This is a genomic window from Streptomyces tanashiensis, from assembly GCF_014648895.1.
Taxonomy (GTDB): domain Bacteria; phylum Actinomycetota; class Actinomycetes; order Streptomycetales; family Streptomycetaceae; genus Streptomyces; species Streptomyces tanashiensis.
The window spans coordinates 218,228-245,197 of the sequence record NZ_BMRZ01000002.1; the positions used below are offsets into that span (position 1 = coordinate 218,228).

Annotated in this window: 29 protein-coding genes and 1 pseudogene; 9 read left to right on the forward strand and 21 right to left on the reverse strand. The window is 70.5% G+C overall.

Features of this window, described 5'->3' with window-relative positions:
* Positions 1–62: 62 nt before the first annotated feature.
* Positions 63–251, reverse strand: a pseudogene (locus tag IE237_RS40575) (DUF5990 family protein); the annotation flags it as partial.
* Positions 252–281: 30 nt separating this feature from the next.
* Positions 282–1,199, reverse strand: coding sequence for a LysR family transcriptional regulator ArgP (locus IE237_RS06490; protein WP_189800839.1), 918 nt, complete (start codon positions 1,197–1,199; stop codon positions 282–284).
* A 69-nt stretch (positions 1,200–1,268) separates the two neighbouring features.
* On the opposite strand from IE237_RS06490, the gene IE237_RS06495 reads away from it, so the two are divergent.
* The gene (locus tag IE237_RS06495) at positions 1,269–1,889 is read left to right on the forward strand and encodes a LysE/ArgO family amino acid transporter (protein ID WP_189800840.1); all 621 of its coding nucleotides are present in this window, start codon (positions 1,269–1,271) and stop codon (positions 1,887–1,889) included.
* A 35-nt stretch (positions 1,890–1,924) separates the two neighbouring features.
* On the opposite strand, the gene IE237_RS06500 is transcribed toward IE237_RS06495, so the two are convergent.
* Positions 1,925–3,256, reverse strand: a complete 1,332-nt coding sequence (locus tag IE237_RS06500) for a geranylgeranyl reductase family protein (protein WP_370468153.1) — start codon at positions 3,254–3,256, stop codon at positions 1,925–1,927.
* A gap of 610 nt (positions 3,257–3,866) precedes the next feature.
* On the reverse strand, positions 3,867–4,154 hold the full coding sequence (locus IE237_RS06505; protein WP_189800841.1) for a WhiB family transcriptional regulator: 288 nt from the start codon (positions 4,152–4,154) through the stop codon (positions 3,867–3,869).
* Positions 4,155–4,558: 404 nt separating this feature from the next.
* On the opposite strand from IE237_RS06505, the gene IE237_RS06510 reads away from it, so the two are divergent.
* On the forward strand, positions 4,559–5,572 hold the full coding sequence (locus IE237_RS06510) for a PI-PLC domain-containing protein (protein WP_189800842.1): 1,014 nt from the start codon (positions 4,559–4,561) through the stop codon (positions 5,570–5,572).
* A 104-nt stretch (positions 5,573–5,676) separates the two neighbouring features.
* Here IE237_RS06510 and IE237_RS06515 read toward each other — a convergent pair whose 3' ends face one another.
* Entirely contained in the window at positions 5,677–6,195 is a 519-nt protein-coding gene (locus tag IE237_RS06515; protein ID WP_189800843.1) for a hypothetical protein, read from the reverse strand.
* Between the two features lie 187 nt (positions 6,196–6,382).
* Between IE237_RS06515 and IE237_RS06520 the strand changes: the two genes are divergently transcribed.
* The 3 genes from IE237_RS06520 to IE237_RS06530 all read left to right on the forward strand — a co-directional run bounded on the left by IE237_RS06520 (position 6,383) and on the right by IE237_RS06530 (position 9,528).
* Positions 6,383–7,594 carry a low temperature requirement protein A gene (locus IE237_RS06520; protein WP_189800844.1) on the forward strand — a complete coding sequence of 404 codons (1,212 nt, stop codon included), beginning with the start codon at positions 6,383–6,385 and terminating at the stop codon, positions 7,592–7,594.
* Positions 7,595–7,848: 254 nt separating this feature from the next.
* Entirely contained in the window at positions 7,849–8,322 is a 474-nt protein-coding gene (locus tag IE237_RS06525) for an SRPBCC family protein (protein WP_189801582.1), read from the forward strand.
* 312 nt (positions 8,323–8,634) lie between these two features.
* Positions 8,635–9,528, forward strand: a complete 894-nt coding sequence (locus IE237_RS06530) for an alpha/beta fold hydrolase (RefSeq protein WP_189800845.1) — start codon at positions 8,635–8,637, stop codon at positions 9,526–9,528.
* Here the strand turns inward: IE237_RS06530 and IE237_RS06535 are convergent.
* The 3 genes from IE237_RS06535 to IE237_RS06545 form a co-directional block, all read right to left on the reverse strand.
* On the reverse strand, positions 9,510–10,130 hold the full coding sequence (locus tag IE237_RS06535; RefSeq protein WP_229842357.1) for a hypothetical protein: 621 nt from the start codon (positions 10,128–10,130) through the stop codon (positions 9,510–9,512). The genes IE237_RS06530 and IE237_RS06535 overlap by 19 nt on opposite strands.
* Positions 10,131–10,592: 462 nt before the next feature.
* Positions 10,593–11,471 carry a GNAT family N-acetyltransferase gene (locus tag IE237_RS06540; RefSeq protein ID WP_189800847.1) on the reverse strand — a complete coding sequence of 293 codons (879 nt, stop codon included), beginning with the start codon at positions 11,469–11,471 and terminating at the stop codon, positions 10,593–10,595.
* A 394-nt stretch (positions 11,472–11,865) separates the two neighbouring features.
* Positions 11,866–12,642, reverse strand: a complete 777-nt coding sequence (locus IE237_RS06545) for a suppressor of fused domain protein (protein WP_229842358.1) — start codon at positions 12,640–12,642, stop codon at positions 11,866–11,868.
* Positions 12,643–12,803: 161 nt separating this feature from the next.
* On the opposite strand from IE237_RS06545, the gene IE237_RS06550 reads away from it, so the two are divergent.
* Positions 12,804–13,124, forward strand: coding sequence for an ArsR/SmtB family transcription factor (locus IE237_RS06550; protein WP_189800848.1), 321 nt, complete (start codon positions 12,804–12,806; stop codon positions 13,122–13,124).
* The gene (locus tag IE237_RS06555) at positions 13,121–13,531 is read left to right on the forward strand and encodes an SRPBCC family protein (RefSeq protein ID WP_189800849.1); all 411 of its coding nucleotides are present in this window, start codon (positions 13,121–13,123) and stop codon (positions 13,529–13,531) included. The genes IE237_RS06550 and IE237_RS06555 overlap by 4 nt, the downstream gene beginning before the upstream one ends.
* Before the next feature lie 32 nt (positions 13,532–13,563).
* Here IE237_RS06555 and IE237_RS06560 read toward each other — a convergent pair whose 3' ends face one another.
* The 7 genes from IE237_RS06560 to IE237_RS06590 form a co-directional block, all read right to left on the reverse strand.
* Positions 13,564–14,385, reverse strand: a complete 822-nt coding sequence (locus tag IE237_RS06560) for a YwqG family protein (RefSeq protein ID WP_189800850.1) — start codon at positions 14,383–14,385, stop codon at positions 13,564–13,566.
* Positions 14,382–14,585, reverse strand: coding sequence for a hypothetical protein (locus IE237_RS41715; RefSeq protein WP_189800851.1), 204 nt, complete (start codon positions 14,583–14,585; stop codon positions 14,382–14,384). Before IE237_RS41715 ends, IE237_RS06560 begins: the two co-directional genes overlap by 4 nt.
* A 92-nt stretch (positions 14,586–14,677) precedes the next feature.
* Positions 14,678–15,391: an alpha/beta fold hydrolase gene (locus IE237_RS06570; protein ID WP_189800852.1), complete on the reverse strand. Its 714-nt coding sequence runs from the start codon at positions 15,389–15,391 to the stop codon at positions 14,678–14,680.
* A gap of 57 nt (positions 15,392–15,448) precedes the next feature.
* On the reverse strand, positions 15,449–15,889 hold the full coding sequence (locus IE237_RS06575; protein ID WP_189800853.1) for a VOC family protein: 441 nt from the start codon (positions 15,887–15,889) through the stop codon (positions 15,449–15,451).
* A 312-nt stretch (positions 15,890–16,201) separates the two neighbouring features.
* Complete coding sequence (locus IE237_RS06580) at positions 16,202–16,471, reverse strand: hypothetical protein (protein ID WP_189800854.1); 270 nt, start codon at positions 16,469–16,471, stop codon at positions 16,202–16,204.
* The gene (locus tag IE237_RS06585) at positions 16,468–16,788 is read right to left on the reverse strand and encodes a hypothetical protein (RefSeq protein WP_189800855.1); all 321 of its coding nucleotides are present in this window, start codon (positions 16,786–16,788) and stop codon (positions 16,468–16,470) included. Before IE237_RS06585 ends, IE237_RS06580 begins: the two co-directional genes overlap by 4 nt.
* 229 nt (positions 16,789–17,017) lie before the next feature.
* Positions 17,018–17,881 carry an alpha/beta fold hydrolase gene (locus IE237_RS06590; RefSeq protein WP_189800856.1) on the reverse strand — a complete coding sequence of 288 codons (864 nt, stop codon included), beginning with the start codon at positions 17,879–17,881 and terminating at the stop codon, positions 17,018–17,020.
* A 78-nt stretch (positions 17,882–17,959) separates the two neighbouring features.
* Here IE237_RS06590 and IE237_RS06595 point away from each other — a divergent pair, with 78 nt between their 5' ends.
* On the forward strand, positions 17,960–18,820 hold the full coding sequence (locus IE237_RS06595) for a helix-turn-helix domain-containing protein (protein ID WP_189800857.1): 861 nt from the start codon (positions 17,960–17,962) through the stop codon (positions 18,818–18,820).
* Between the two features lie 946 nt (positions 18,821–19,766).
* On the opposite strand, the gene IE237_RS06600 is transcribed toward IE237_RS06595, so the two are convergent.
* The 4 genes from IE237_RS06600 to IE237_RS06615 all read right to left on the reverse strand — a co-directional run bounded on the left by IE237_RS06600 (position 19,767) and on the right by IE237_RS06615 (position 23,102).
* A complete protein-coding gene (locus tag IE237_RS06600; RefSeq protein ID WP_189800858.1) occupies positions 19,767–21,080 on the reverse strand; it encodes an NlpC/P60 family protein in 1,314 nt (437 codons plus the stop codon).
* 109 nt (positions 21,081–21,189) lie between these two features.
* Positions 21,190–22,395 carry an aggregation-promoting factor C-terminal-like domain-containing protein gene (locus IE237_RS06605; RefSeq protein WP_189800859.1) on the reverse strand — a complete coding sequence of 402 codons (1,206 nt, stop codon included), beginning with the start codon at positions 22,393–22,395 and terminating at the stop codon, positions 21,190–21,192.
* 159 nt (positions 22,396–22,554) lie between these two features.
* Positions 22,555–22,830, reverse strand: coding sequence for a hypothetical protein (locus tag IE237_RS06610; RefSeq protein WP_189800860.1), 276 nt, complete (start codon positions 22,828–22,830; stop codon positions 22,555–22,557).
* A 5-nt stretch (positions 22,831–22,835) separates the two neighbouring features.
* Positions 22,836–23,102 carry a hypothetical protein gene (locus IE237_RS06615; protein ID WP_189800861.1) on the reverse strand — a complete coding sequence of 89 codons (267 nt, stop codon included), beginning with the start codon at positions 23,100–23,102 and terminating at the stop codon, positions 22,836–22,838.
* A 269-nt stretch (positions 23,103–23,371) separates the two neighbouring features.
* Between IE237_RS06615 and IE237_RS06620 the strand changes: the two genes are divergently transcribed.
* Positions 23,372–24,358 (forward strand): helix-turn-helix transcriptional regulator, encoded by a 987-nt coding sequence (locus tag IE237_RS06620; RefSeq protein ID WP_189800862.1) that lies wholly within the window; start codon positions 23,372–23,374, stop codon positions 24,356–24,358.
* 16 nt (positions 24,359–24,374) lie between these two features.
* Here IE237_RS06620 and IE237_RS40585 read toward each other — a convergent pair whose 3' ends face one another.
* Together IE237_RS40585 and IE237_RS06630 are read right to left on the reverse strand one after the other, a co-directional pair.
* The gene (locus tag IE237_RS40585; protein WP_229842359.1) at positions 24,375–24,776 is read right to left on the reverse strand and encodes a hypothetical protein; all 402 of its coding nucleotides are present in this window, start codon (positions 24,774–24,776) and stop codon (positions 24,375–24,377) included.
* Positions 24,777–24,824: 48 nt separating this feature from the next.
* Complete coding sequence (locus IE237_RS06630; RefSeq protein WP_229842360.1) at positions 24,825–26,924, reverse strand: SpoIIE family protein phosphatase; 2,100 nt, start codon at positions 26,922–26,924, stop codon at positions 24,825–24,827.
* Between the last annotated feature and the right edge of the window lie 46 nt (positions 26,925–26,970).

The window sequence follows — 26,970 nt, forward strand, 5'->3', positions numbered from 1 at the left end:
GTCGATTCGTTCAGGCCGAGTTCGTCGAGCGCCCACCCGGCGGAGCCGGCCGACTCTGGCCAAGAGACGGCGGCGGTGCACTCCAGCGTCCAGGTCGCGCTCGCCGCGTCTCTGGGCTGCGGGTCCAGGAGCTCGGCCGGGCGGTCTCGGCGTTGGACCGCCACATGGACGTTCCGGTAGGCAGCACCTGAGGGGTCCCCTGGCCGACAGGTGAGGCCGGGCAGCTCGACGGTGTCGATACGGATGCGCATCCCACCAGCATCCCGGAACTCCCGGCGACCTCATGGCCTTCCGGTCGCTCGACCAGGCAGCAGCGCCTCGGCGGCGACCTCCGCGACCGCCTCGGCGACGGCGGACAGAGCGGGCGAGTCCAGCTTCCACTGCTGCCAGTACAGCGGGACGTCCATGGGTCGGCCCGGGGCAAGCTCGACCAGTCGGCCGGCCCGCAACAGCGACGTGGCCTGCGGTTCGGGCACCAGGCCCCAGCCGAGGCCGGCGGCCACGGCGTCCCGGAACCCGTCCGAGGCCGGCACCATGTGCCGGATCTTCCCGGCCCCCGACCGGCCGCGCGTCAGAGCCCGGACGAAGGTGTCCTGCAGCTCGTCACGCCGGTCGAACACCACGGTGGGCGCCTCGCACAGGTCCTGGGCCAAGGCGCCCGTCAGGTGCCGGGCCGCGAATTCCGGAGTCGCCACAGCCAGATAGCGGGCCAGTCCCAGCAGACGTACGGTGCACCCTGCCACCGCGTCGGGCGAGGAGGTGACGGCCGCCATCACCTGTCCTTCGCGCAGCAGGGCGGTGGTGTGGGACTCGTCCTCCCGGTGGAGCTCGAAGCAGACCGGAGGGTCCTGCGGCACCCGGGTGAGTGCGGGCAGGAACCAGGTGGCGAGGGAGTCCGCGTTGACCGCCACCGGAACCCGCGCGGGGCCCTGCTCCGCAGCCAGCCCGAGTTCGGCGCGGGCATCCCGCTCCAGCCGGGCCAGCTGCCGGGCGAACCTGACCACCACGTCGCCGGACTCGGTGGCCCGTACCGGCTTGGTGCGCAGCAGCAGGACCCGCCCGGTGCGCTGTTCCAGGGCCTTGACGCGCTGGCTGACGGCGGAGGGTGTCACGTGCAGGGCGGCGGCCGCGGCGTCGAAGGTGCCTTCGTCGACCACCGCCAGCAGGGTTCTGACCTGATCCAGGGGAAGCTCATCCATAAGTACCGCTAAGGGTACGTAAGAATCCTTAGCTGTACTCATTCCCCGCTGATTCGTACGGTCGACGTCATGACCAGCACTGTCGCCGCCCTGCTCGCCGGATTCGGTACGGGCCTCTCCCTCATCGTGGCCATCGGAGCCCAGAACGCCTTCGTCCTGCGCCAGGGCGTCCGCCGCCACGCCGTCCTCGCGGTCGTGGTCATCTGTGCCGTCTCCGACGCGGTACTGATCGCGCTCGGAGTCGCCGGGGTGGGGGCGGTGGTCACGGCCTGGCCGGCGATGCTGACCGCGGTCGGCCTGGCGGGCGGGGCGTTCCTGCTCTGCTACGGGTTCCTGGCCGCCCGGAGGGTGCTGCGCCCGGATCCGGCGGCCACGCTCTCCGCCGGCGGCCCGGACGCGGGTTCCGCCCGGCGGGCGGTCCTGACCTGCCTGGCCATGACGTGGCTGAACCCTCACGTGTACCTGGACACCGTTCTTCTGGTGGGCTCGCTCGCCTCCGACCGGGGCGACCTGCGCTGGGCCTTCGGCGCCGGCGCGGCCCTGGCCAGCCTGGGCTGGTTCTTCGCCCTCGGCTTCGGCGCCCGCCTGCTCTCGGGTGTCCTCTCCCGCCCCAAGGCATGGCGGGTGCTGGACGGTCTGGTCGCGGTGACCATGCTGGCGATGGGCGCGCTGTTGGTCGCGGGGGCGTAGACCGCCCCCGGCCTTGGTCAGGAGCGGCGCACGGGCTACCGGCGAGGGACGGGAACGAGGCGCAGGAGTGAGTGCAGGACGGCATCGATCGTGTCCTGCGCGGGCTCGTCGCTCACATGGGTCAACAGGCGGGCCAGGACCCTCAACAGGTGCGGCGAGGCCATCACCCGGGGGTGCAGGAGGGGACGGTAGCCGAACCGGGAGAAGAGCAGATCGCCCGCGACGTTGCCCAGCCGGTAGTAGCGGGCCCACCGACGCTGGATCTCGGCCGGGTAGTGGTGCAGCGCGTGTTCCCGGCGTGGTCCGGCCGGCCTGGCCAGCGCGAGGGCGATGATCTCCGCCGCCACCTCGGCGGCCTCCATCGCCTGGGCGATGCCCTCGCCGCTCCACGGGCTGACCATGCCGGCGCTGTCACCCACGAGCAGCAGGCCACGGCGGTACTGCGGACGCCGGTTCAGTCCCATCGGCAGCGGCGCGCTGCGCAGCGGGGAATCGGCGCTCCCTTCGTTCACGTCCCACTCCTCGGGCAGGCGGGGCAGCCAGTGGTCCAGCGCGGCCCGCAGGTCCACGGGTCGGCGCCGGCGCTGCTGCGGCAGCGCGCCGAGGCCCACGTTGACGCGGCCGTCCCCCATGGGAAACACCCATCCGTATCCGGGCAGGTCGAGTCCGGTGCGGGGACAGCGCAGGTCGGCCCAGAGCTCCAGGTAGGGGTCGTGGGTGCGGGCCGCGCTGCGGTAGTACCGGCGGGCGGCCGCCGCGACGGGGCGTTTCGCGTCCCGTTCGAGCCCGAGGCCGAGAGCCGTACGTGCCGAGGCGCCATCGGCCGCGACCACCAAGGGGGCCAGGTACCGCACCGGTTCCGCCCCCGGCCCGTGGGAGGCGGTCACGCCGATGACCTGCCCTGCCCTGTCGGTCAGTGGGCCGGTGACTTTGACGTTGGTGCGCAAGCGCGCTCCGGTCGCGGTCGCGTGCGTGGCGAGCAGGTCGTCGAAGTCGTGCCGGCTCCGCGTGAGTCCGAAGTCGGGGAACGCGCCCAGGCGCGGCCAGTCCAACTCCGCTCGGTGTCCGCCGCAGACCCAGCGCATGCCCTTGTTCCGCATCCAGCCCGGCGCGTCGATGTCGATGCCCAGCCGCACCAACTGGTGCACGGCGCGCGGGGTCAGGCCGTCACCGCACACCTTCTCCCGGGGGAAGCCGCTCTTCTCCAGGAGCATGACGTCCACACCGGCTCGTGCCAGGTGCACCGCGGCGGCGGAGCCCGCCGGCCCCGCCCCCACCACGATGACCTGGGCCTGCTCGTCACCTACGCCGTCAGATGCCCCACGGCCGCCGTCACTGCCGCCACCCTCGTCACTTTTGGTGATCACTCCCCTACTATGCCCCTCGACGGGCGGTCGCAGTCCGCGCGGCGCGACCGAGACACCAGCTCGTTCACGTCCCGGAAGCGGGCCTCGCGGTGGGTCGGCAGGGTGAGCCGGAGCAGCTCGGTGTCGGGACCGGGTCCGTCCGGATCGCCGTTCTCCTGCCGGCCTGCCCGCCTGCCCGCGCCCCGGCTGCCTCGTATGGAGGCGATGAGCTGCAGCGCTCCCGCCGCACGTACGGCTGCCGCTGGCGCCGCCTCCGCACTCGCAGTTGTCGCCGTACCCCGGACCGCGGCCGGCGTCCGGTCTGTCCGTCGTGTCCCGTCCGCGCGGCGCGACGGGGGTAGGGAGAGAGCCATCATGCGGCTCCCACCGCTCCGGCCCGTGGCACTGGGGTCGTCGGACGGGACGGCGGCCGGCGGCTCGGTCGGACGGTGCCGTGGGATGGCCGGTTCGTGGGACGGGCACGGTCACGGACGTACCGCCATGCCCAACAGGCGCACGGCCGTCGGTGGCTCATCCGTGCCGGGGACGTCGGGGGTTCGGGCCGGCCCTTCGCGGATCGCCGCTCTCGCCCGCTGTCTCCTGGACTCGCCGTCGCCGCCGCCGGACCCGGCTACGCCGCGGCGGCGTCAGTCGCCCCGGACGGCTGACGCTCGCTCACCGTACGACCGCCCCAGACCCCGTACGGCTCGGCCGCACTGACGGCGTGTTGGAGACACCGGGCTTGCACGGGGCACCGGTCGCACACTGCCTTGGCGGCCTTCTCCCGCATCACCCGACTCTTTCCGCGCTCGCCGTCCGGAGGGAAGAACATCTCGGTACCCAGGCCGCGGCACGCGGCCGCCCTCTGCCAGGCCCACTGATGCTCCGCCCGTCCGGGCAGATGCGAAACCTTCGACATGTCAGTCCTCCCTTTCGCTCCGGTCGCCGAACGACTCCACTCACTCGTCTGGCCGCGAAGCCCGGCACGAAACGTGCCGAGGGCGCGCGCTGCGGGCCGACGTATCCGCACAGGAAGGCAAGCGGGGGCGAACCGCTCACCAGGGGCCCAAGGTCCGTGCCACCGTTCGGCCGGGCCACGAAGCCCAGCAGTCACAACACGAGCACGATCACGGGCCTGCGGATCCAGGCGGTGTGCCGGGCGCCAGTCCCTCCGAACAGGGTCGAATCGACTCTGGGGGCGCTACGCTCCCCCGCATGCCAACCATGGACATGTCACCTCGGGACGCCCACCTCGGCGTGGGCCCACGGTTCGGACCGCGCCCGGTCGGGGCCGCTTCGTCACGGAGAGCCGGACGACTTTCCGTGGTCCTGCTGCTTCTGGTGAGCCTTCTCGGGATACCGGCCCTGGCCAGTGCCGCGCCACCCCGCGCACCCGCCCACGCGTTCGCGGTGGCGTCGGACGCGAACAGCACGGCCGTGGCCCAAGCCCGGGCCCGCTGGGGCGACCGGCGACTCGACGAGGTCTCCTTCCTCGGCACCCACAACGCGTTCACCAACTACGAGGACGCCCGTTGGAGTTCAGTGTCCCAGTCCGAGTCCCTACGCCACCAGCTCGACAACGGGGTGCGCGGCCTCAGCCTGGACACCCATTGGTACGAGCGCAGCACGTGGCTCTGCGTCATCAGCTTCGGCAGCGACTGCTACCCCAGCGACGTCTACCTGTGCCACGGCGACTGCAAGACCTTCGCCGGCGCCACGTACGCACTGCCCCGGCAGTCCTTCCAGAGCAGCATGCAGACCGTGGTGGATTTCCTCGCGGCGAACCCCCAAGAGGTCGTGACCATCTTCCTGGAGGACTACGTCAGCGCCCAGCAGCTCGGCAGCTCGCTCGGCCGGGTACGCGGCCTCGAGCAGCTGCTCTTCCGGCCCGACGCGTGGAACGTGCGCCAGCAGGGGTGGCCGAGGATGACGGACCTCGTCGGCTCCGGAAAGCGCCTGCTGATCTTCAGCGACGCGCCCGACCGTGAATACCTGGGGGTCATGTACGACAAGGCCTGGACCGTCAGCAACTTCTGGAGCCTCGGCGACCTCGGCAACGACCTCTCCTGCGTCAGCCGGTGGTCCGACGTACCGCTCGACCGTCAGGAGCCGGGCTTCCGGAGGCTCTTCACCATGAGCCACCATCGCAACGTACCCACGGTCATCAACGCCGCCCTCGACAACGGAAGCAAGCTGCGCGACCGCATCGGCCAGCAATGCCGGCCGGCAGCCGGCGGTCGCGACCCGAACTTCGTCTCGGTCGACTTCCACCGGGTGTCCGACAGCAGCGGCCACACCCCGGCTTCGATCGTCGCGGAGCTGAACGCGCGGAACTGAAACCCTCCCGACACCCCCGCGCGGCCCGCCCGTCCCAGCCTGCGGCGGGTGGGCTGCCGTTTCCTGAGGAGGGGGTGGCCGGGACGAGCTCCTGCTGACAGAACCTAGCAACTCGCCTCGGCGCCGCTGTACACGTACGAGTCGATGCCGACCGAGTAGCCGGCCCCGGTGGTGAGGTCGGGGCGGCTTCCGTGACCGTCCTCCGCGAGGCGCTCGGCGGTGAGGAAGACGATCGACAGGGCCATGTCGTCTCTGGTGAAGCACAGGTCGCCGGGCAAGGCTTCGGGGTCCGGATTCCATCCGTCCCGTACCGCCGCCGTTCGGTAATGCGAGGTCACCTCGGCCTGTGTGCCGGGGAAGGTGTACGTCCGGCCGGCGTACACCACGACATCGCCGCTGTCCGCCCAGCAGCCGGCGTCCACCTCCTCGAAGCCCCGGGCGACGGCGGCCCTGTCGGGCCGGGAGTCGAGAATGTCGAGCGCCGCCATCTCCTTCACCCGGCCGTCGGTTCCCTCGCAGTCCCTGGCGAGTTCCAGCAGCGCGCAGCCGGTGAGCGTCGCGGCCGCGAGCGCGGCCGCCAGAAGCAGGGATATCGGTCGGGTGGTGCCTGTCCGCAGGGGCAAAGCGGGCTCCATGGTGGGGGCAGGGGCGGAGTGAGGGTGGGGCCGCCGGGCAAGGGAGTCTTCCGTGCCGGCTCCGGAGCGGGCACCGCCCAGTTCTACCAGCCGCCGTGACCCTCACTCGTCGCGCGCCGTGCGGACCAGGTCATGCGCGTTGAAGTGCGGGTGGGGTCCGGCCGATCTCTCGGGTATGGCTTCCGAGAACACGTCCCCCGGCACACAGCCCGCCCTTCCTCCGGCCGAGTCCGAACGGCATGCCTCCTGGCTGGAGCTGTTCTTCGATCTGATCGCCGTCGCGGGTGTCGCCCAGCTGGCGCACCTGCTGCACGGCACCCCGGGCGCAGGTGATCTCGGCTTCTACTGCCTCCTCTACCTGGCGTTCTGGACGGCGTGGATGTGCTTCACGACGTACGGAAACGTCGCCGCGGACAAGGTGCACACCCGAACCGTCCTGATCGGCATGTTCGGGCTCGCCGTCATGGCCGCCGCCGTTCCCGGTGTCCGCACGGACCACGCACGGGCCTTCGCCCTCGCCTATGTGCTCGTGCGGGTCCTGGCGTCGAGGGTCTGGCAGCACCGCGGAGAGGTCGTCGCGGACTGGCCGATCGCGCAGCTGTCGGTGGGGGTCGTCCCGTGGCTCGTGTCCCTGTGGGCCGAGGCGCCGACCCGCTACTGGCTGTGGACGGCCGGACTCGCTGTCGACCTGGGGCTCACGTTCGCCCTGTCCCGCAACCGGATCCTGGCCCGGGCCCAGGAGGAATGGGAGGAGCGCGCTGCCGTCCACGAGCGGGAGACCGGCCCGAGGCCGGCGGCCGCCCGCTTCGACGCCCGGCATCTCGACGAGCGGCTCGGGCTGTTCACCCTGATCGTGATCGGCGAAAGCGTCGCGCTGACAGTGGAGGCTTCCTCGGAAACCGAGTGGACGTCACGCCTCGGTTCGATGGCGGCGGGCTCCTTCGTCCTGCTGCTCGCGCTGTGGGCGCTCGCGGTGCGCCGCTCGTGCGGGGTGCCCCTGCTCGGCTTCGGCGTGCTCGCTCCGCGTTTCGCGCTGCCGCTGCACTGCGTGTCGACGGGTGCACTCGGCGCACTCGCCGCCTCCCTGGGCGGGGCCGTGGAGCACGTCGAGGAGCGCCTGCCGGCGGGGATGCGTTGGCTCATGTGCGGCAGCGTCGCCGTGTTCCTGGCCGTCGGCCTCGTTGCGGGAGTGATCTCGGGCCGAGGCGCCCGCTGGGCCCTGGGGGCCGGCGGGCCCATGGTGGTCGTGCCGATCCTCCTGGGCGCCTTCGCGGGCCGTGGGTCCCCGTCCGTCCTCGTGTGGGCGCTTGTGGCGGTGGCCCGCTGGCCCTGGCTGTACGAGAAGCTGGACACGCGTCGTACCAAGCAAGGCACTGCGCCGGCGTGAACTCGGCGCGGGTTCTGCAGGGCGCGCGTCCGGGGGACGGCACCGGGACGGTGCGGGTGACCGTACGCTCCGCCGCACCCCCGTGCGGATGCCCACGGAGCGCGATGCGGTTAGTGTCGATGAGCGCGCCGCGGCCGAGGAGGTGTTCCGTGTGCGACGCGGCGGCGGCAGTGCTCGATCCCCCATGGATCAGCTCCAACGCCCATGACTCGCTGTGCTTCCACATCCTCACCTGGTCAAGGAGCGTGGTCGATGTGGCCCGCAATCGCCGTCTGATCCTCAGCTCGCCGTCCGAGGTCTGGAGCCTGCTGTCCGACGGCCATCGCTACGGAGAATGGGTGACGGGCACCCAACAGGTCCTCGCGGCGGACGCACACTGGCCACAGGTAGGCGCGCGCCTGCAGGTCCGGGTCGGCGCAGGTCCTTTCACCCTCGACGACACGTGCGTCGTCCGCATCTGCGATCCGGGACACCGTCTGGAACTGGAGGCCCAGGCCCGTCCATTCGGCGCGGCGCGCATCGCCATGAAGCTGATCCCTTGGGGCGACAACACACTGTTCATCCTGGATTGGCATCCACTGCGCGGTCCTGGTACCCGGATGCATGGACTCCCCGTGGACTACATCGTCGCGGTCCGCAACGGCATGATGCTGACGAAGCTGTCACGGATCGCGGTGCGCGAACACGGCAGAGACGGTGATCGCCTCACAGAGAACACGCGCGGCTGAGAGCGCGGGAGCGGATCACGGGAGTCCCGGCCGGCCGTCGGCCCGGGCGGGCGGGTCGTGGTCGCCGCCTCCTGCGCCGCCGGCACCCCGGCCCGTGGCTGCCGGCCACCCTCGACATGCGGGTGAGGTCGCCGCCTTCCTCTGCGTGGCCGAACCGGATCCCGCAGAAAGCACCGGATCGCCCGCTGCGACCCGCTCGAATGCGCCCCGGGCGCCTCGCCCATCCCACGGGGCTCGGCACCGAACACGCGACGCGCCCGCGGCGACGGCGCCCTCTCCCACCACGGCCCGCCCCGCTCTAGGCTGCCCGTCATGGGACACCCTGTGCGCACCGACGACGGTCGGCTCCTGGTGGCCGAGGAGTGGGGCGATCCTTCGGGGACTCCGGTGGTTCTCTTCCACGGGACGCCCGGTACCCGTCTGGGCACCCTGCTGCCCGGGCTCACCTCGCAGCACCCCGGCTTCCGGTTCCTCGCCTACGACCGTCCCGGCTACGGAGAGTCCCAGCGCGCCCCCGGCCGCCGGGTCGCCGACGCTGCCCGGGATACGGCGGCCGTCGCCGACGCCTTCGGCATCGAGCGGTTCGCGGTGGTCGGCCGGTCGGGCGGAGGCCCGCACGCGCTCGCGTGCGCGGCGCTGCTGCCGGAGCGGGTCCGGGCGGCCGCCGTGCTGGTGGGGCTCGCCCCGCCGGACGCGACCGGTCTGGACTGGCAGGCGGGAATGACCCCGTTCAACGTGCGCGAGTACGGCCTGGCCCGCGCCCGTCTGGACGGGCGGGACCCCGACGGGCTCGAACAGGACCTGGCCGCCCGGGCCGCCGTCCTCCGGCGTGACCCGGTGCGCCTCCTCGACGACCTGCGTGCCGAACTCTCCCCCCATGACCTGCCGGTCGTCGAGGATCCCCGGGTACGCACGGTGCTGCTGCGCACCTACCAGGAGGCTCTGCGGGTCTCCCACCACGGCTGGCTCGACGACTGCCTGGCCTTCGTCAGCCCGTGGGGCTTCGACCTCACCTCCATCACCGCACCCGTGTTGCTGTGGCACGGCCTCGACGACGCCTTCTCCCCCGTGGCGCACACCCGTTGGCTGGCCGGCCGGATCCCCGGCGCCGAGCCCGTACTCGTACCGGACGCCGGTCACTTCGCCGCTCAGCTGGCGCTGCCCGACGTACTGGGCTGGCTGGAATCTCAGGGCGACGGGCGCTGATACGAGGCCGAACGGGCGCCCTTCAAAGCGTCGAGGATCCGCTCGTGGCTGTCCCCGACGACATCACCGACACGAACCCTGAAGTGGAGCGCCTCGACCTCGTCGACGAAGCGCTGGGAGAAGGCGCCGAGCATCGTCGTCTCGTAGGAACCGGTGCCCACCAGCGGGAAGTTCCCCATGGTGACCAGCTGGAAGTCCTCCCCGACGACAAGCCCGGCCCCGGTCAGCACCTCCGCCACACTCTCGACGTCGGTCCATCCGGCGGTGTGCTCCGCGTCCTGGCCACGCAGGACGGCCCGGCACTCGTAGGCCTCGACCACCACCGTGTGCGAGCCGCCGTTGAGCAGCCCGACGCGCCACTCCGGCACACCACCCCGCAGGTTCCCGGTCATCCAGTCAGCGCGCCAACCCAACAACGGCCGTACGGTACGGGCGTACTGGGCCCTGGCAAGGACCGCACCGGCCGCGACCGCAAGCAGACTGCCCAGCGGCTCCATGTCGAGCAACTCCAACCGCCACGGCCAATCGGCCCGCGCCGCCTCCGTCACATTGGCCCGAGCGATCTCCCAACCCAGCACCACCGTCAACAGGACCAACAGCACCACCGGCACCGTGAAGAGCAACGGGCTACGCCGCACCCGCCGTTGTGCGTCTCTCTCGACTGTCGGCCCACCCCGCCTGAACCAGCCCACGGCCACTCCCCCGGTCCTCGAACAACGGTCCCCCGACCACGCGCACGGCCCTGGGGGGCCTCACCGGCTCATCGTGCCCCACCCCCGGCACGACCCACCAGGGCCTGTTGTGAACGTCCTGGTCGCACACGACACTCCTCGGCCGTCCCTGCCAGGTCGCCTGCCTCCGCCCGGCAGTCGAGCCGGCCTGCGCGCAGGCCGGCGCGCAGGCCGAGCGTGCTGCGGGTCGTGGAGGCCGGCGCCCGCCTCGGAATGGTCGTCCGCCTCGCCGCGCCAGTCGAACAGTTGCGTGCGGGTCGCGAGGGTGAGGGGGTAGGAAAGTACCGACGGGCCGGACGAGGTGATGCCCAGGTCCGGCCCGTCCGTTCGTCTCTACAGGTCGCGCTGATACTGCAGTGTCGTGTGCGTGGGCAGGTACCCGAGACTCTCGCTGATGTGCCTCATGTGCGTGTTGCTGTCGGCGGTGTCGGTCAGGAGGCCGCCGAGGTCCGGGTAGTCCCCGTGGGCTTGCCGGATCGACTCGGCCTTCATCCAGCGGCCGAGGCCGTGTCCGCGGTGCTCGGGCAGCACGCCGGTGCCGTAGTGCTGGGCATCACCTGTGCCGCCGCCGGGCACGACGAGTTCGGTGAACCCGGCGATCGAGCCGTTGGAGGTGTCGATGGCGACGACAGTGTGCAGGTGGTCGCCGCGCTGTTCGACGGCCTTCGCCGCAGCCCGGACCCGGTCCACGTCCCAGATCGTGGTGCCGTGGTCGGTGTCCTCCATGGGCATGTCGTCCATGGCGCGACGTGAGTCGGCGAAGGTCTGGGCGAGATCGTCGGGGACGGTTCCCTGCCAGGACGCCAGCCGGTAGCCGGAATGCGGACGCTCAATGATCTCTGCCAGGCAGGGGATGTCCACATCGGCCAGGGGCAGGCGGGAGTACCTCAGGGTGAGGACCCTGCGGAAGCCGCGGACCGGCAGGAAGTGGTCGCCAGGCGATCCGGCCCCGGCCTGCGCGACGACACAGTGCCGGGCGTTGTCCCGGGCGGCGGCCACGGCAGTGGCGAGGAGCCGGGAACCGACGCCCTTGCGGCGCTCCACGGGATGCACATGGAGGGTCAGTTCGGCCAGGTGCGCTTGTCCGCCGTCGAACAGGCGCAGAAACGCCGTCCCGACAGGGTTGGCATCGGCGTCGGACGCCAGCCAGGCAAGGCGTCGGCTGTGCGCCCCGTGAGCGGGGTCGGTCAGTGGGGTGATGCGGAGGGACAAGGTGTCTCCGTCGTGAGGAAGTGGCAAAGGGCAGTACGCGGACTCAACTGCTGGGCGCTCCTGCGCATGTGCTCCACACCTCCTCGTCGACAGTGCCGGTCCGGATCAACACGGACGGCTGGGAGAACGTAGCTGGCCCATCGGCTCCTCGGCAAAGGGTTAATAGGAGGCTGTTGCGGCCGCGGGGTCACAGCCACTCATTGATGACCGCGACCAGCACGGTTGCTTCGTAGCGGACGTCTGACGATTCCCCATTTGACGGCTCCGGCGGCGTACTGGTGGGCGCGGCAGATCGTCGAGTGGACACGGACGTCCCAGGTGATCAGGTCCGACTGATCAAGCGCAACGGCCGGGGAGCCCCATCGCCTTCCATGTCGTCGACGGCTACGACAGGTCACGCCACAGAGGCTCGCTTCGGGTCGGCCGGGTCGATCTCGTGCTCTTCGAATCGCGCCTCAAGGGCCTCCAACCCGTTCTCACGGCGGAAGTCCTTCTCGGCTTCGGTGATCGGCAGCAGCCACAGGATCCGGGCATGGGATCCTCCGTTCCACTCGCAGATCTCGAACTCCGGCCCAAGGGGGTAGGGCAGGCTCACCAAGTAGTGGTCGCATGCCGAGTCGTCGAGCCATGGCCTGCCGATCGGGACGGTGTGCCCGACATCGAGTCGTTGGCGGGCCGGCCCGCAGTGGTAGTACGCGTTCATGGTGAGGCTCTCCAGGTTGAGCCGCTCGTCGCGTGGCGCCGCGAGGAAGAACTCGACCCCGTGACCGTCGTGCTGAGCCGCCTCCCAGCAGCCTGACGTCACGTACAGCCACCAATCGCCGGGGTAGGCGGGGTGAACCCGGAACACCCGAAATCCGGGCACGCGCTCCTCGATGGGCCCGTCGGCACCCGAGACCTCATCGATGACACGGCCTGGCAGCGTCGTGCGAAGGTGATCGAGAAGGGCGGATCGTGCTGCGGTGTTCGGCATTCGATCATGATGCCGGAGACCATCGGCGGCTCCAGGGGCGGGCCCGGCGCCGCCCCTGGCCGATTCGTCGGGAAAGTACTCCAGAGGTGTCTCGTCACCCCTCGCCATCTCCCGGTCTAGCCGACCCTCCCCGGTGTCGCCGTCCGGCGTGTGCGCCTCGACGATCTCCACATCGCCGTCGACGAAGGACGCGATCACGACCGGTTCCTTCATGCGCAGGACGCAGGAGGACGTAAACAAGGCTGTGTCGTCCGGCGTCGACAAAGTCCGCATCCGCACCCTCTACGTCTCCGTGTCGACGACACCCAGAACCCGCTGCCGCCAAGTCGCGTCGGAATATCCCGACGTATTCTCGTGGCATGCCGACCGACGTGTTCAGCGTGCTGGCCAACCCAGTGCGCCGCAAACTGCTCGAAACGCTGCGCGACGGCCCCCGCTCGACGGGCGAACTCGCCGGACTCTTCGAGCTGGGCAGGCCCGCGGTCTCCGAGCACCTGGCCGTGCTCCGCAACGCCGGACTGGTGCGCGAGGAGCCCCGCGGCCGGAACCGCTTCTACCACCTCCAAGCCGCCCGGCTGGCCGAGGTCGGCGCATGGCTGCATCCCTTCGAGCACTACTGGAACCAACGCCTCGACGCGCTGGCCGATCTCCTGGACGAGGAAGAGGAAGACAAGTCATGACCGACAACGACACGATCACCTGCGAGAGGTTCCTTCCCCACCCGCCTGCGGCGGTCTGGAAGGCACTGACCGACCCCGACCTGCACGCCCGCTGGTGGGCCGCGGGCGACATCAAGCCCGTCGTCGGGCACCACTTCACCCTCGACATGGGCGGCTTCGGCCGACAGCCCTGCCAGGTGACCGACGTCGACCACGAGCGCCTGCTCGCCTACCGCTTCGCCGAAGGCTCCCTGGACACCACCATCACCTGGACACTCCAGCCGGAGAACGACGGCACCCGCCTGACCCTCGTCCACGCCGGCTTCGACCTCGATTCCCCGATGGGCCGTCAAGCCCGCGAAGGCATGGGCAAGGGCTGGCCCCACGTCCTGGACAACCTTGCCACCCTCCTCGGACAGGCCGCCTGACCCCGGCACTCCGACGACAGCGCGCCGGTTCACTACGGGCAGTCGTAGCGGTGGGTGAACGGACGCCCCGGGCAGGTGCGGCACTCGAAGAGATAGACACCTCCCAGGTCACCCAGTACCAAGCCCGGCCCCTCGTAGGGCATGTGGGTGTCTTCGGTCGGGACCCAGGCACGCCGCGACAGGGCGTCGGCTTCGGTGCTCTGCACTGTCAGCAGGTGTTCCATGCGATTCCCGCAGCCGCTGCAGTCCGGCCACTTCGGGTCCTGGCACCAACCGGGGTATCCGACCAGCTTTGTGCCGGGCGCGGTGGAGAGGTGGCTCTGATAGTCCCAACCCGTTTCCTCGTCCACTTCCAGGAATCGGAACTCCAACTCATCCCACATGTCGTCATGCAGGTCCCAGTAGGGGTACTCCGTCACCGGCTCCGGATGTACTACGCAGGGGCGGGGGACGTAGTTCTTCCACACCTCAGCCGGGCTCGGCGGCGCCGCCAACGCATTCCGAACCGCGCCGGCCTCCCGCCATTGCACGTGCGGGACGACCCAGCGGTAGCCGCTGTGCTTCCGTGGGCACCACAGGACCTGGAGGAGATCACATTCGTCTGGAAACGGGACGATGTCAGGAACACTGCTGCGGTAGATCTGTACGACCGGCACCATCGGCGCCTCTTCATGCTCGGGACACTGCGGCCAGGCCTCCTCGGCCGGCCACAGCAGCGGGCCTCCGACCGAGCTGTCCCGGCACGTCGGCGCACCCGCACGCGGATGAAGCCTCACCGTCTCCTTACGGAGGGGCACCACCTCGGGAAACAACTGCTCTACATCCACTGGGCGTGGCGGTGTCTGACGGGTCATGTCCACAGGCTACGGAAACTGCACCATCCCGGAAGGTCGACCAGGCGCGTCACCGCAAACAGCACGACTCTCGCGGCGGCCGGCCGCCGCAGTTCGACCCCGTCGACTACCGTGAGCGCCACGTGGTCGAGTATGGGATCGACCACCTCAAGAGGTACCGCGCCGTCGCCGCGCGATACGACAAGCCGGCGGTCCGCCATGAGGCGACCGTCCTCATAGCGCGCCCATCGGCGAATGGCTGTGACCAGCACACAAGCGCGTCCAAACCAAGCCCGCAGGCAGGGAGGTGCTCTCACTCCACGGCAGCATCGAGGAGAATCTGCGCCAGCTCGCGCGGCTGGGAGAACATCGGCCAATGGCCGGTGTCCATCTTGACCAGCCGCCAGCATTTGCTGTCCAGCAGCTCGGCCACATCTTCGTCGGGCTCGGCGTCATCGGGTTCGGCCCCCGGCATCACGCACAGGATGTAGGTCGCCGGAAGTTCACCGAGCGGCCCCGCCAGCACAGCGGGTTCGGTCAGCGTGGCACCTGGGTGAGGCGTCGAGCCACGCACGAGGCGTGCGATCTGCTCATCGGTGAGACCTTCGCCGTCGTAATGAGCAGCTGGCGCGAGCGGCCAGAACCCTCCGTTGTCGGCGATCGAGGCCTCCACTACAGCCCCACCGTCCGGCCAGGCGGAGACAAACGACTCGCCGTCAGTTGGAACACTTGAGTCGACGAATACCACGCGGGCCAGTCGGTCACCGATCCGCTCCGCGGCCTGACCGACCGGGATGCCCGAGTAGCTGTGACCCACCAGGACTACGTCACGCAGACCCTGGCGTTCTACCTCGGCAACGATGTCCTGGACGTGAGTCGCTTGCCCCGCCGGTACACCCCGCTTGTCAGCAAGACCGGACAGCGTCAACGGATAGACGCCGTGGCCAGCCGCACGCAGATACGGCACCACATCGCCCCACGCCCACGCCCCGAGCCGTGCACCTGCAACCAACACGAAATTCACCATGCCCGAACCGTAGCCGGGCAGCCTGACAACCCCCTAGAAAATGCTTTCTTACACGCCCTAGCCGATCTGTTCGGCCAGGGCGAGGATGATTCCCGAGGGGCCGCGGAGGTAACAGAGGCGATAAATGTCCTTGTACTGCGCCACCTCGCCGATCAGTTCGGCACCATGCGGGCGCAGACGGGCGATGGTGTCGTCGATGTCGTCGACGGCGAACATGACCCGGTGCATGCCCATCGTGTTCGGCGGCGGGTTGTGCGATCCGTCGCCGATCGCCGCGGGGTTGTGGTACTGCGCGAGCTCCAGCTTGCCGTGGCCGTCCGGGGATCGCAGCATCGCGATGTCGCTACGGACGCCTTCGAGCCCGACGGACTGATCAGCAAAATGGCCCTCGATCCGAGCCAGGCCTTCGACCTCCATACCGAGCTCGGTGAAGAAGGCAACGGCGGCGTCCAGGTCTTCGACAACAATGCCGACGTTGTCCATCCGCTGAAGCGTCACGATGGTTCTCCCTCTGTGTGGCGCAGACCCTCTGCGCCACCGGTATACCAAGGACGAAGCCAGCCGTACCTCCCCGACACCCGTAAACGGGCTCGGCCCCAAAGGCCCGCCTCGGGCCCCACCCTGGGATGGCCGTCTTCTCAGAGTGGGGGGAGCGGCTCTCGCCTCCTTGCCGAGATGGTCCGAGACCAGGAGCGGTTCGGACTACTGGTGCGGGCCGAGAAGGTGGATGACCTCCACGCAAGGTTCCGCAGGCCGCGCCGACCTTGAGCCGGCCGGAGCGGAGCAGCTCACGCTGCGCCGACGTGTGGGCTATCCGCAGTCGGGGCACCAGGCCGCGCGGCCCTGCCGGCGCAGAGGGCGTACGGCGATCATGTGCCGGACGACGGTATGGGTGTGGTGGGTCGGGCAGGAGATCGCGTTGATGGTGGCTGCCCCCTCTCCCTGCCTGACCATGAAGTACGGGTCGCGCTGGGTGGAGTGGTCGTGCGTGATCTCCCAGCCCGGGAGCCACGGGCACGGGCCGAGGGGTACGACGCGCTTTCTGCCGTCGCTCTCGACACGGGTCGGCCTTCGGGTCACGAGGTCGTTCCCTTCACCCGGCGACCGTCGCCGGTGAACTCCACTGGCGTGGCCGTGACGACCTGGAGGCCGAGAGCGTGAAGGGCTTCCAGCATTCCGTCGGTGTCTCGGATGTCGGTGCCGGTGGCGCGCTGGAGGAGGTAGGTGCAGGGCCACAGGAGTCCGGCTATGGCAACGAAGTGCGAGTACCAGAGGGCGCCCGTGGCGGTGCTGGGGGGCTCCCCGTGGGCTGCGGCGAGGATGTCGACGCGGGTGAGGGTGTGGGAACGACCTTGAGTATCGGTGATGGTGGCGGTCCCCGTGGGTGCCGTGGTCATGGCGCGCGCCCTTCCGCTGTCAACATCTCGTTGAATTCGCGTGATCCTAGCGTGCGGTGCGCGGGCCATACGAGGTTGCCGGCCTGAGTGCCGGGTGCCGTACATGCCGGCGGTGCGGCCGACGCCCATTTCGGGGTCCTGACCCTCTCGAACACCTCCGGAAGGACCGAGCCGGCGATGCCGGCACCGGAGACGAGGATCCGCACAGCTCCCCTGCTGGTCCCTCGGTTCACCTCGCGGCCTGGGTCGCAGCGAAGGCCAGCAGGGCGGCGGCAGTGCGCGGCGGGTCCTCGAGCAGGGGCGAGTGCCCGAGGCCGGGCAACAGCTCGACCACCGCACCCGCAACAGCGAGGTAGTCGGAGGCGGACGAGGACCGCCATCGGCGGTCGTCCTCGCCGAAGAGCACCAGGAGCGGCTTGCCCAGGACCGCCAGCCGATCCGGGAGCGCCTGCTGCTCCAGATAGGCACGGGTGGCCAGCATCGTCGAGGTGAACGAGTGGTACGTCATCCCGCGTACGTCGTCCAGGAGTTCCTCCAGGAGCTCCTCCGGGATCCGTTGGCCCGCAGGGCCGAAACCGGTGCTCGCCCTGTGGTGGAGCTGCTCGTCGGTGGGCGGCCACTGCGCCGGGGCGGGGGCGGCGGACTCCGGTGTGATCAGGGCGTCCAGGCCGGGGCCGGTGTTGATGAGCGCGAGTGCGGTCACGAGGTCGGGCCGTGCTTCGGCGAGGGCGGTGGCGACCGCGCCGCCGCTGGAATGTCCGACGATCACGGCGCGCCGGACGCCGATCAGGTCCAGTGCCGTGCCGGTCCGACGAGCCTGGTCGGAGACCGCGTAACTGCTCCCTGTCGGTTTGGCCGACCGGCCGTGCCCGAGCAGGTCGATCCGGATGACACGGTGGGTGGGGGTGAGCAGCGGGACCATCGGGGTCCATGAGCGGGTCGACGACGCCGACCCGTGGATGAGCAGGAGTGCGGGGGCGTCGCGGGGGCCGTCCTGGCAGAAGTGGATGTCGTCGCCGTCCAGCGTCAGGACCCGGCTCTCAGTGGGAGCGGCGCCGGCGCCTGCGTATGAGCGGTCGTCAGAATCAGTCATGGGTCGAGTGTCCGTGCCGATCGGTGCCGGTGGATTGGACGAATGTTCCCGTCGTCGGGCCCGGCTTAGCATGGGGCGATGCAGACGTTCACGCATGGCGCATCCCTGTGGGACGTCGCGTGTCCGCAGCGGCGCAGCCGGGTGCCTGGTGTCACCATGGCCGGGTTCCCGGTCCCGGACTTGGATGCGCTCCGGATCGTCCCGCATCCGGCCGTGACCCTGCTCGTGGAGTTCGGCGACGGCGTGCCGGTCATCAGTTGCGCCCCTGGGCGTCAGGAGCGGGGAAGCCTCGTCGCCGGACCCGGTCTCGGTTCCGGCGGGGCGGTCCGGGCCTGGGGAGCGAACGTCGAGTGCGTACAGGTGCGGCTGTCCCCGGTGGTCGCACGCTCGGTTCTGGGTGCTTCTCCCGCCGAGCTGGACGGCGCCGTGGTGCCGCTGGACGATCTGTGGGGCCGGGAGGTGTCACGGATACGGGAGCGCCTGGCCGACGTCGCATCGTGGCAGGATCGCTTCGCGTTGACGGACGCACTGCTCGCGCGCCGGTACGAGACGGGGGCGCCGGTGGACCCGGAGGTGGCCCGGGCCTGGCACCGGATCGTAGGGAGCCACGGCCTGACGCGGGTCGACGACCTCGCCGCGGACGTCGGGTGGAGCCGCAAGCGGCTGTGGTCCCGGTTCCGGTCGCAGCTCGGCCTGCCGCCCAAACGGGCCGCGAAACTGGTCCGCTTCGACCACGCCGCCCACCGTCTCGTCGCGGGCGAGGGCACCGCTCATGTCGCGGCCGACACCGGCTATGCCGACCAATCCCATCTCCACCGGGACGTCATGGCATTCACCGGTACAACGCCCGCGGTGATCGCCGGCGAGAAGTTCCTCGCCGTTGACGACATGGCATGGCCCGGCCGCGGCACCACCGACGCGTCGCACACGTCACCCTGAGGCGCACGCCCGGCGTGGAGGCCTGAACGGGACGGCCTCGCGAGCGGATGGGTGGCGTGGAGGTCCTGGTGACCGCAGCAAGGCGCGGCAGGACGGCTCGCTCCGCGTTCAGCCGACTGCTGCGTTCGCCATACCGCTCTCACCCGCCCGTACGAGCAGAGAGGGAACGCCGACTGATGCGGCATCGGACAGGGGTGAGAGATGGCTGGTCTCGTCATAGATCCTGCCATGCCACCACTCTCCTCCTTGATGCCATGGCTGACGGTAAGCGAAAGGGTCGGGCAGGGTTCTACGCCGCAACTCCTCGTCCAACCCGCAAACCAGGGAGGCCAGTTCACCACGCGCACGGGCCGGGAGTCTGGACAGAACCAGGGCGAGAAGGTCCCGGGCCGCAGCCACGTTCTCCCCCAGTTCGCAGTCGTCACAACCGCAGGTGGTCCTGAGCAGGTACAGGTACCGGCCCGGACGGGCCAGGAATGTCCGGTACGCGCACAAGGCTGTGCGGGTGTCGCCGGGCCCGAGGCCTTCGTCAGGAGGGCGTCGGCACTCCTCCCGGTGGATGACGGAAGCCGTCCGGCCGGAAGGCTTGTCGATACGGGTCGGCCACGGCAGGGGGACGGCTGACCGGTATGTCCGAGGGGGTATCACGTTCTGGGCGCGGAGCGCGCCGGGCCGATTACGCGGCATGAGCCTTTCGGGTGGCAGCCATGCCGGGATCGTGGCACGCGCTCCTGAAGTTGTCGAGGTGTCAGCAGTACGGGAATTCCGGCCCGTAGCCGCCGTCAGCGTCGCAGGCACGGACCGTCGACGCGAGGCACGTGACGGCCTCCCGCTGCGCCGTTACGCATCATGCCGAGGACCATGCCGCCGGTCCGTCGCTCGCGTCCTCCCGGACGCTCGCTCCCAGACCGGCGACATGGTCCGCCGAACGGGTCCTGACGAAGTCCTAGCCGTTGACGACCTTGTCGTAGCGCAGGGCGACGTAGCCGGAGGCGGCGTGGCCCGCGATGCGGCCGTCGGTGCCGCCGTTGAGATAGTCCTGGCCGCGCATCATGTCGTCGTTCGGGTTGGACTCGTGGATGTACGAGAACTTTCCGGCGGCCTTGTCGACCCAGCGCTCGAAGAGCACCACGTGGCCGTCCTGGGTGTTCAGCGCGTCGCCGGGCTGGAGATCGGACTTGGAGATGGTGGCGCTGACGCCCGGAAGGCTGGCGGTGGTGTAGCTGCTGTTGGCGTGCCAGGCCATGGAGATGAAGCCGGAGCAGTCGGTGCGGTAGGTGTGGTCGCCGTCGGGGTCGCCGGCGTACGCGCTCTGGCTGTAGGGGATGTCGCGGTTCAGCCAGTTCACGGCACGGCTCAGGACCTCGCTGCGGGCGATCTGCCCGCCCCGGGTGGAGGGGGTGGGCGTGGGAGGCGTCGGCGGCTGGTACGTGCAGTCGTTGGCGAAGGCGGACAGGAGGGTCTGGGTCCAGCCGCTCGCGTCGACCGGGTCGTCGGAGTGGTAGGCGATGTCGTCGCCCTTGCCGTCGGTGGGGTCCGCGTCGTGGTACCAGTACAGACCGCCGTTCGTGCGGCCGTAGTAGAGGCCGCCGCCGGGCGAGACCAGACTGTCGACCGCCGACCAGCCGGAGCTCTTGAGGTCCGAACGCTCCCAGTCGCCGACGCCGTTGATCTGGTAGGAGAGCAGCCTGCCGTCGCTCGTGGTGGCCACGAGGACGTCGTCGCCCGCCGCCGCGAGGGTCTTGAGGACGAAGCCCTCGTCGATCACGACGTGCTTGGCGATGTGTGCCGGTCCGGAGGGCTTGGCCTGGGAGACGTTGTAGCGGTGGAGCTGGCCGGCGACCGTGCCGTAGAGGTGGCCGGCGCCGTCGTAGGTCATCTTGTCGAAGGTCCAGCCGCTGTCCCAGATCTTGGTGACTCCGGCCAGGGCGAGGGCGTTGTCGTTGGTCTGGACGTCGACGCGGTACAGCTCGCCGGCCGTCGACGTCACGAGGACCGTGTTGAAGTTGAGGGTGGCCATCGCCTTGGGTGTGAACCCGAGGTCAGGGCCGATCAGCGTCTTGACCCGGTCGCCGGTGTTGGGGGATATCGCCGTGTAGGTGAGGCGTCCGTCGGCGAGGGTGCCGTAGACGGAGACGTTGCCGCCGCAGATGGCCGCGGCCTGGGCCGGCGTCGCCGAGCCGAGGGTGGCCAGGCCCAGGGACGAGGCGGCCAGGGCGAAGCCGGCGGCGAGACGGAGTGCGCGGGACGACGAGAGCATGGGTCCTCCGGATGCGGGCAGCCCTGACGTACGCGTGTCGGGCTGAGGAAATGAGGGGAAGGAGCAGAGAGCGGAAGGGGCTCGGGCACGCGGGTGCGCGGCCGGCGGCTCAGTACCAGTTGTTGTTCAGGAAGTGGTTCCAGGCGGCGCAGGGCGTGCCGTACCGGCCGTCGATGTAGGAGAGTCCCCACTTGATCTGTGTGAGGGGGTTGGTGCGCCAGTCGTCGCCGAAGGCGTCCATCTTCGAGCCGGGCAGGGCCTGGGGGATGCCGTAGGCGGAGGAACTCGGGTTGTCGGCCCAGTAGCGCCAGCCGCTCTCCCTGGTCCACAGCTGGTCCAGGCAGTTCCACTGAGTGGTGCTGTTCCAGACTCCGCCGTCGTACGTGTTCATCAGATCGCGTCCGGCCGCCTTCACCGCGGGGATTTCGGTGCCGTCGAGCGGGTCGGAGCTGGTGGTGCAGCTGAACGTCCCCGGCTGGGCGGAGAGCAGCCCTTGCGTCCAGCCGCCGGTGTTGACAGGCGTGTCGTTGTGGTACGCGATGTCGGTGCCGGATCCGTCGGCCGGGTCGGCGTCCTTGTACCAGTACATGGCGCCCGTGGTGGCGATCCGACCGTAGTAGAGGCCACCGCCCGGCGACACGACCTGATCGAAGGCGGACCAGCCCGAGGTCTTGAGGTCGTCCCGCTTCCAGCCGCCGTCGCTGTCGATCTTGTAGGAGTAGAGCGCACCGGCCGCGGTGGTGGCGAGCAGGCGGTCGTCTCCGGCGGCGGTGAGGGTCTTCAGGACGAAGCCGCCGCCGATCTCCTTGCGCTGGCCGATGTGCGCCGAGCCGGTCGGCTTGGGCTGGGAGACCAGGTACTGGATGAGGAGGCCCCCGGCCGTGCCGTAGAGATGGCCGTGTCCGTCGTACGTGAGCTTGTCGTGGGTCCAGCCGCTGTCGAAGAGCTTGACGGGCGGGCGCTCCAGGACGAGGGACGTGTTGTTGGTGAGCACGTCGAGGCGGTACAGCGCGCCGGTGGTCGACGTGACGAGGATGGTGTTGAAGTTGAGGGTGGCCATCGCCTTGGGCTCGAAGCCCAGGTCCGCCCCGATCACCACCTTCTTCAACTCGCCGGTGGCGGGCGTGATCGTGCTGAAGGTGAGGCGGCCGTCGGGGAGGATGCCGTAGATCGAGGCGGTTCCGTTGCAGGTGGTCGCGGCCTGTGCCACGGGAGCGGCGCCCACGGTCGCGGCGGTGAGGAGTCCGGCCCCGAGGGCACCGGACAGGGCCGCGATCGTGGTCTTGCGGGCAGCCTGGCGGAGGGTCGTCGTCACTGTGTTCCTTCTGGAGATGTCCGCGTGCGGAGGCGGGAACAGGTACGGGCACGGGCACGGGCACGGGAGCAGGTATGGGCACGGGCACGGGTGCGGGAGCAGGTACGGGTACGGAAGGGCGTCCCGGCGTCGTCGGGGCGCGCGCGTGCCGGGCCGCCGTCAGCGGCGGGGTGCGGCTGCGCTGTAGCCGTGGACTCGTAGAGCGGCGCGGGCGCCGTCGAGAATGGCGCGGGCCTGGTCGAGGGCTGCCGCTTCCGAGGCGGCGCGCAGGAAGAGATAGATGTCCACGCCGTCGTCAGAGGCTGTGGCGCGGACGTGCTCGAGTCCGTTTCCCGTGTCCGAGTGGGCCCAGATGAGGTCGGAGAGGAGTGCGAGCACGGTGGGGAAGCCGGGGCCGTGGCGCGGCCCTTCAAGGGACGCCTGGATGACGCGCACCCTCCTCAGTCCCAGTTGATGCTGCCGTCGGAGGACTTCGGTGCCGTGTCCCAACTGATGCTGCCGTCCGAGGACTTCGGCGCCGTGTCCCAACTGATGCTGCCGTCAGAGGCGCTGACGCGGTGTCGGGCGTGGTCTCCCGCGGAGGCGCCGGCCAGCGTGGAGGCGGAGACGGCGCCGATGCCGGCAACGGCGCAGAGGACGGCGGTCGCGGCGAGGGCGGCCGAACGGGCGGTGCGGGCCGAGTGGGCGGTGCGGACGGTGCGGAACATGGGAATCCCCCTGGTCGATGGTCGGGAAGCGCTGCGTTCGGTGCGGTGTACCGCGCTACGTGCTGTTCCGGGCCGTCCTCGCGGCTCTGGCCCGGATCGGGGACTACCGCCCCGCCGTTCCGGTGTTCACAATGCTGCTGTCCCCGTCACACGTGGGGAAGGAGTTGCGTCTGTCACCAAGTGGTCTGGCACCTTGGTGACAGACCACGTCTACGATCGCGGGCAGGCACGCTCGTGGGGCGGCCGGAGCACAGCTGGGGGGCTGGGGCATGCTGCAGGCAATGGGACTCGGGGCCGCTGTGGAAGCCGTCTACCGGGGGATGCTGGCCGACCCCTCGGAGGGGATCGCCGAACTCAGCACGCGCCTCGGTCTCGCACAGACGCAGGTCCGCGAGAGCCTGGACCAGCTCGTCGACCTCGGTCTGCTCAGGCCGTCACGGGACAGTCCCGGTGCGCTCCGGGCGGTACGGCCGGAACTGGGCCTGGAGGTGCTCCTGCGCCGCCAGGAGACAGAAGTGGCCCGACAGCAGAAGGAGTTGGCGCAGAGCAGGGCCGCCGCGGCACAGGTCGTCTCCGAGTTCGCCGAGCTGCGTCCGAACACCGAGGTCGACGGCGCCGAGCGGCTCGTGGGCATGGACGCCATCCAGAACCGGCTGGAAGAGCTCGCCCACGGACTGGCCCGGGAGTGCCTGGCGATCCTGCCGGGCGGCGCGCTGTCGGAAGCCAGCATGGAGGCGTCGCGCCCGCTGGACCGGAGGGCGCTCGCCCGCGGCATCGAGATGTGCTCGGTGTACCAGGACAGTGCCCGCAACGATCCGGCGACGCTGGCCTACGCCCGGTGGCTGACCGAGCAGGGCGGCCAGGTGCGCACCAGCCCGCTGCTTCCTCCGCGTCTGCTGGTGTTCGACCGCACGGTCGCGGTCGTGCCCATCGACCCCGACAACTCCCGTACGGGCGCCCTGTGCACGAGCGCGCCCGGCATCGTCGCCTCCTTGGTCACCTTGTTCGAGCAGACGTGGGAGGCCGCCGTCCCCCTCGGAGCGGACCGCCCCCGCGCCACCGACACGGGGCCCACCGGGCCCGAACTCGAACTGTTGAGACTCCTGGCCTCGGGCATGACCGACGAGGCGGCGAGCAAACGCCTCGGGGTGTCGCTACGCACCGTGAGACGGCAGATGGCCGCGCTGATGGAACGCCTCCACGCCACCAGCCGCTTCGAGGCGGGCCTCAAGGCGGCACGCGAAGGTTGGCTCTGAGACGCTGTGCCGCGGTTCACACGGACGTCGATGCGGCCCCTTCCGCCGCCTCGGCAGAGCCCGGCAGGTAGGGAGTGGGCCAGGCCTCATTCCACCGCCAGGTCGCCCACCGGTCGGCATCCGCGAAGACGCCGGTGCGGGAGGCCAACATCCCGAGGGTCTCCTCACGTGCGGCGTCGACGGCCCGGTGCTCGGTGTCGGTGATGATGCCCAGCCGCCGTACGTGCGCGTACTCGTCCTCGTCCTTCCACTCGTAGTGGTCGAGGCCGGCGTCGACGACTCCCCCACCTCGAAGCCCCGCATCCCCTGCCTCCTCGGCGTGGGCCCGGCCGACCTGGCGCAGCCACCCTCTCAGCCTGCCCCGGCCAGACCGGGCAAACCGCCCGATCGACGCCTTGGTCGTCGCGCGCTGACCCACCGTGCCCCGTCGTACCCCGCCGTACGCCGCCGTGCCCCGCAGGCCGGCCTACCGTACGGGCTCCACGGGTGGCCGACGGCCCACGTGGGCCAGGACGAGCACGGTGTCGTCGGTCGGCGCGTCCGGCAGAAGTCCGGACAGGACGGTGTCCGCTGCCTCCTCCAGCGCCTCGGGCTCCCCCGAGGTCTCCGTCAGGGCGGCCAGTCGGTCACAGAGCGCCCGCACACCCTCGTCGATGTCCTGATCGCGGGTCTCGACGAGCCCGTCGGTGTAGAGGGCGAGCAGATCCCCCTCGTGGAGTGCGATCTCGGTCGTGCCGAAGGGGAGGCCGCCGACGCCGAGGGGCACACCAAGCACGTCGTCGACCACCAGCACGGTGCCGTCGGGACGGCGGACGAGCGGCGGCGGATGCCCCGCGTTGGCGACGAGTGCGCGGCCGGTCCCGGGGTCGTACCGGATGTAGAGGCAGGTCGCGAGCTCGATGCCCGCCTCCTGGGCGCAGGCGTCGAGTTCGGCCATGAGGTCGCCGGGGTCGAGATTCTGTCGGGCCAGCGCCTTGGCGGTGATGCGCAGCCGGCCCATCGCCGCGGCGGCCGGTACGCCGTGCCCCATGACGTCGCCGACGACCAGGGCGATCCGGCCGCCGGGCAGTTCGGTCACGTCGTACCAGTCGCCGCCGACCTCCGTGACATGGCTGCCGGGAAGGTAGCGGTGGGCGATGCGCAGGGTGGGTCCGGTGGCGAGAGCGGTGGGGAGCAGGGCGCGCTGAAGGGTGAGCGCGATGTCCTGGACGCGGCTGTAGAGGCGGGCGTTGTCGAGGCAGAGGGCGGCTCGGGAGGCGAGTTCGGCGGCCAGGCTGAGGTCCTGATCGGAGAAGGCGGGGCGGGCGGCCGAGCGCCCGAACATGACGATCCCCTGGACCGTGCCGCGGGCGATGAGCGGGGCGATGAGGAGACAGGTCAGTCCGCTGTCGATGAGCAGCCGGGCGCGGGCCTGGTGGATGACGGTCCGGGTCACGAAGTCGTCGTCGACCGGGACGCAGATGGGCCGGCCCGTGCGCAGGGTCGCGTGGATGGTGGAGTCCGGCGGGTACGTCACGTGTGTGAGACCGCTGACGAGTTCGGGCGCGGGCGGGGGCAGCGTGGTGCCGGAGGCGATCCGGCGGGTCCTGAGCGGGCTCTCGGGTACAAAGACCTCCGGCTCGTCCATCCAGTCGACCACCTCCACGGCTGCGGCGTCACAGAACTCGGGGACGACCGTGTCGACCAGTTCGCGCGCGGTGACCTCGACGTCGAGGGTGGTGCCGATGCGGGAGGCCGCGCGGTGCAGCAGATCGAGCCGTTGCCGGCCGGCGGCGGCCTCGACCAGGGCCTGCTCACGGTCGGTGACGTCCACGAGCAGCCCGCCGACACCGGGTCGTGTGCCGACGGCCCGGCTGAGCGGGAAGAGGCTCACGGAACGGATCTGGTCCCGGTCGGGGTGGCCCGGGGTGCGCAGGCCGACGAGCGCGCTGATGACGGGCCGCCCCTCGTCGGCGACGGCCCGCAGCAGGCCGGAGTAGGCGCCGCCGTCCGACGTGATCATGATGTCTTCCATACGGCGCCCGATGTGGTCCTCGATGGGGACGCCGTCCATGTCGGCGAGGGCCTGGTTGAGGTGGACGTACCGCAGGTCCTCGTCCAGCATGACGAGTCCGATCGGACACGTCTCGAACAGCGCGTCCAGGAAGGCGAGGTTGCTCTTGACCCGGTCGAGCTCTTCGCTCCTGCTGGCCAGGCCGACGACGACGGACCGCCCGGCGGCCCCCGTCACCGGGAAGACCCGGAGGCCGCAGTCGAACACGGCGCCGTCCCGGTGCCTCGCCGTCATTCTTACCCGCCAGTAGCCGAGAGTCAGGCCCCGCTCGACGAGCAGCTCAGCGGAATCGACCCCGTCGGCTCCTGCTCGGGGGAACAGAACGGCCGCCGACCGGCCGATCGCGTCCGCCGCCTCGTACCCGAAGAGGTCCTGCGCACCGGGCCCCCAGTAATGGATCCGGCCCTTCTCGTCCAGGCCGAGCACGGCCACGGGCACATGCTCCAGCAGGGTCCCCGGCTCCGACCACACCGGCCCGGGAGCCGCCTCCTCCCCCGACCGCCTGGATGGCACGTAGCCCCCTTCGCGCGTGCCCGCCGGCACGCCAGGTGACTCGGAA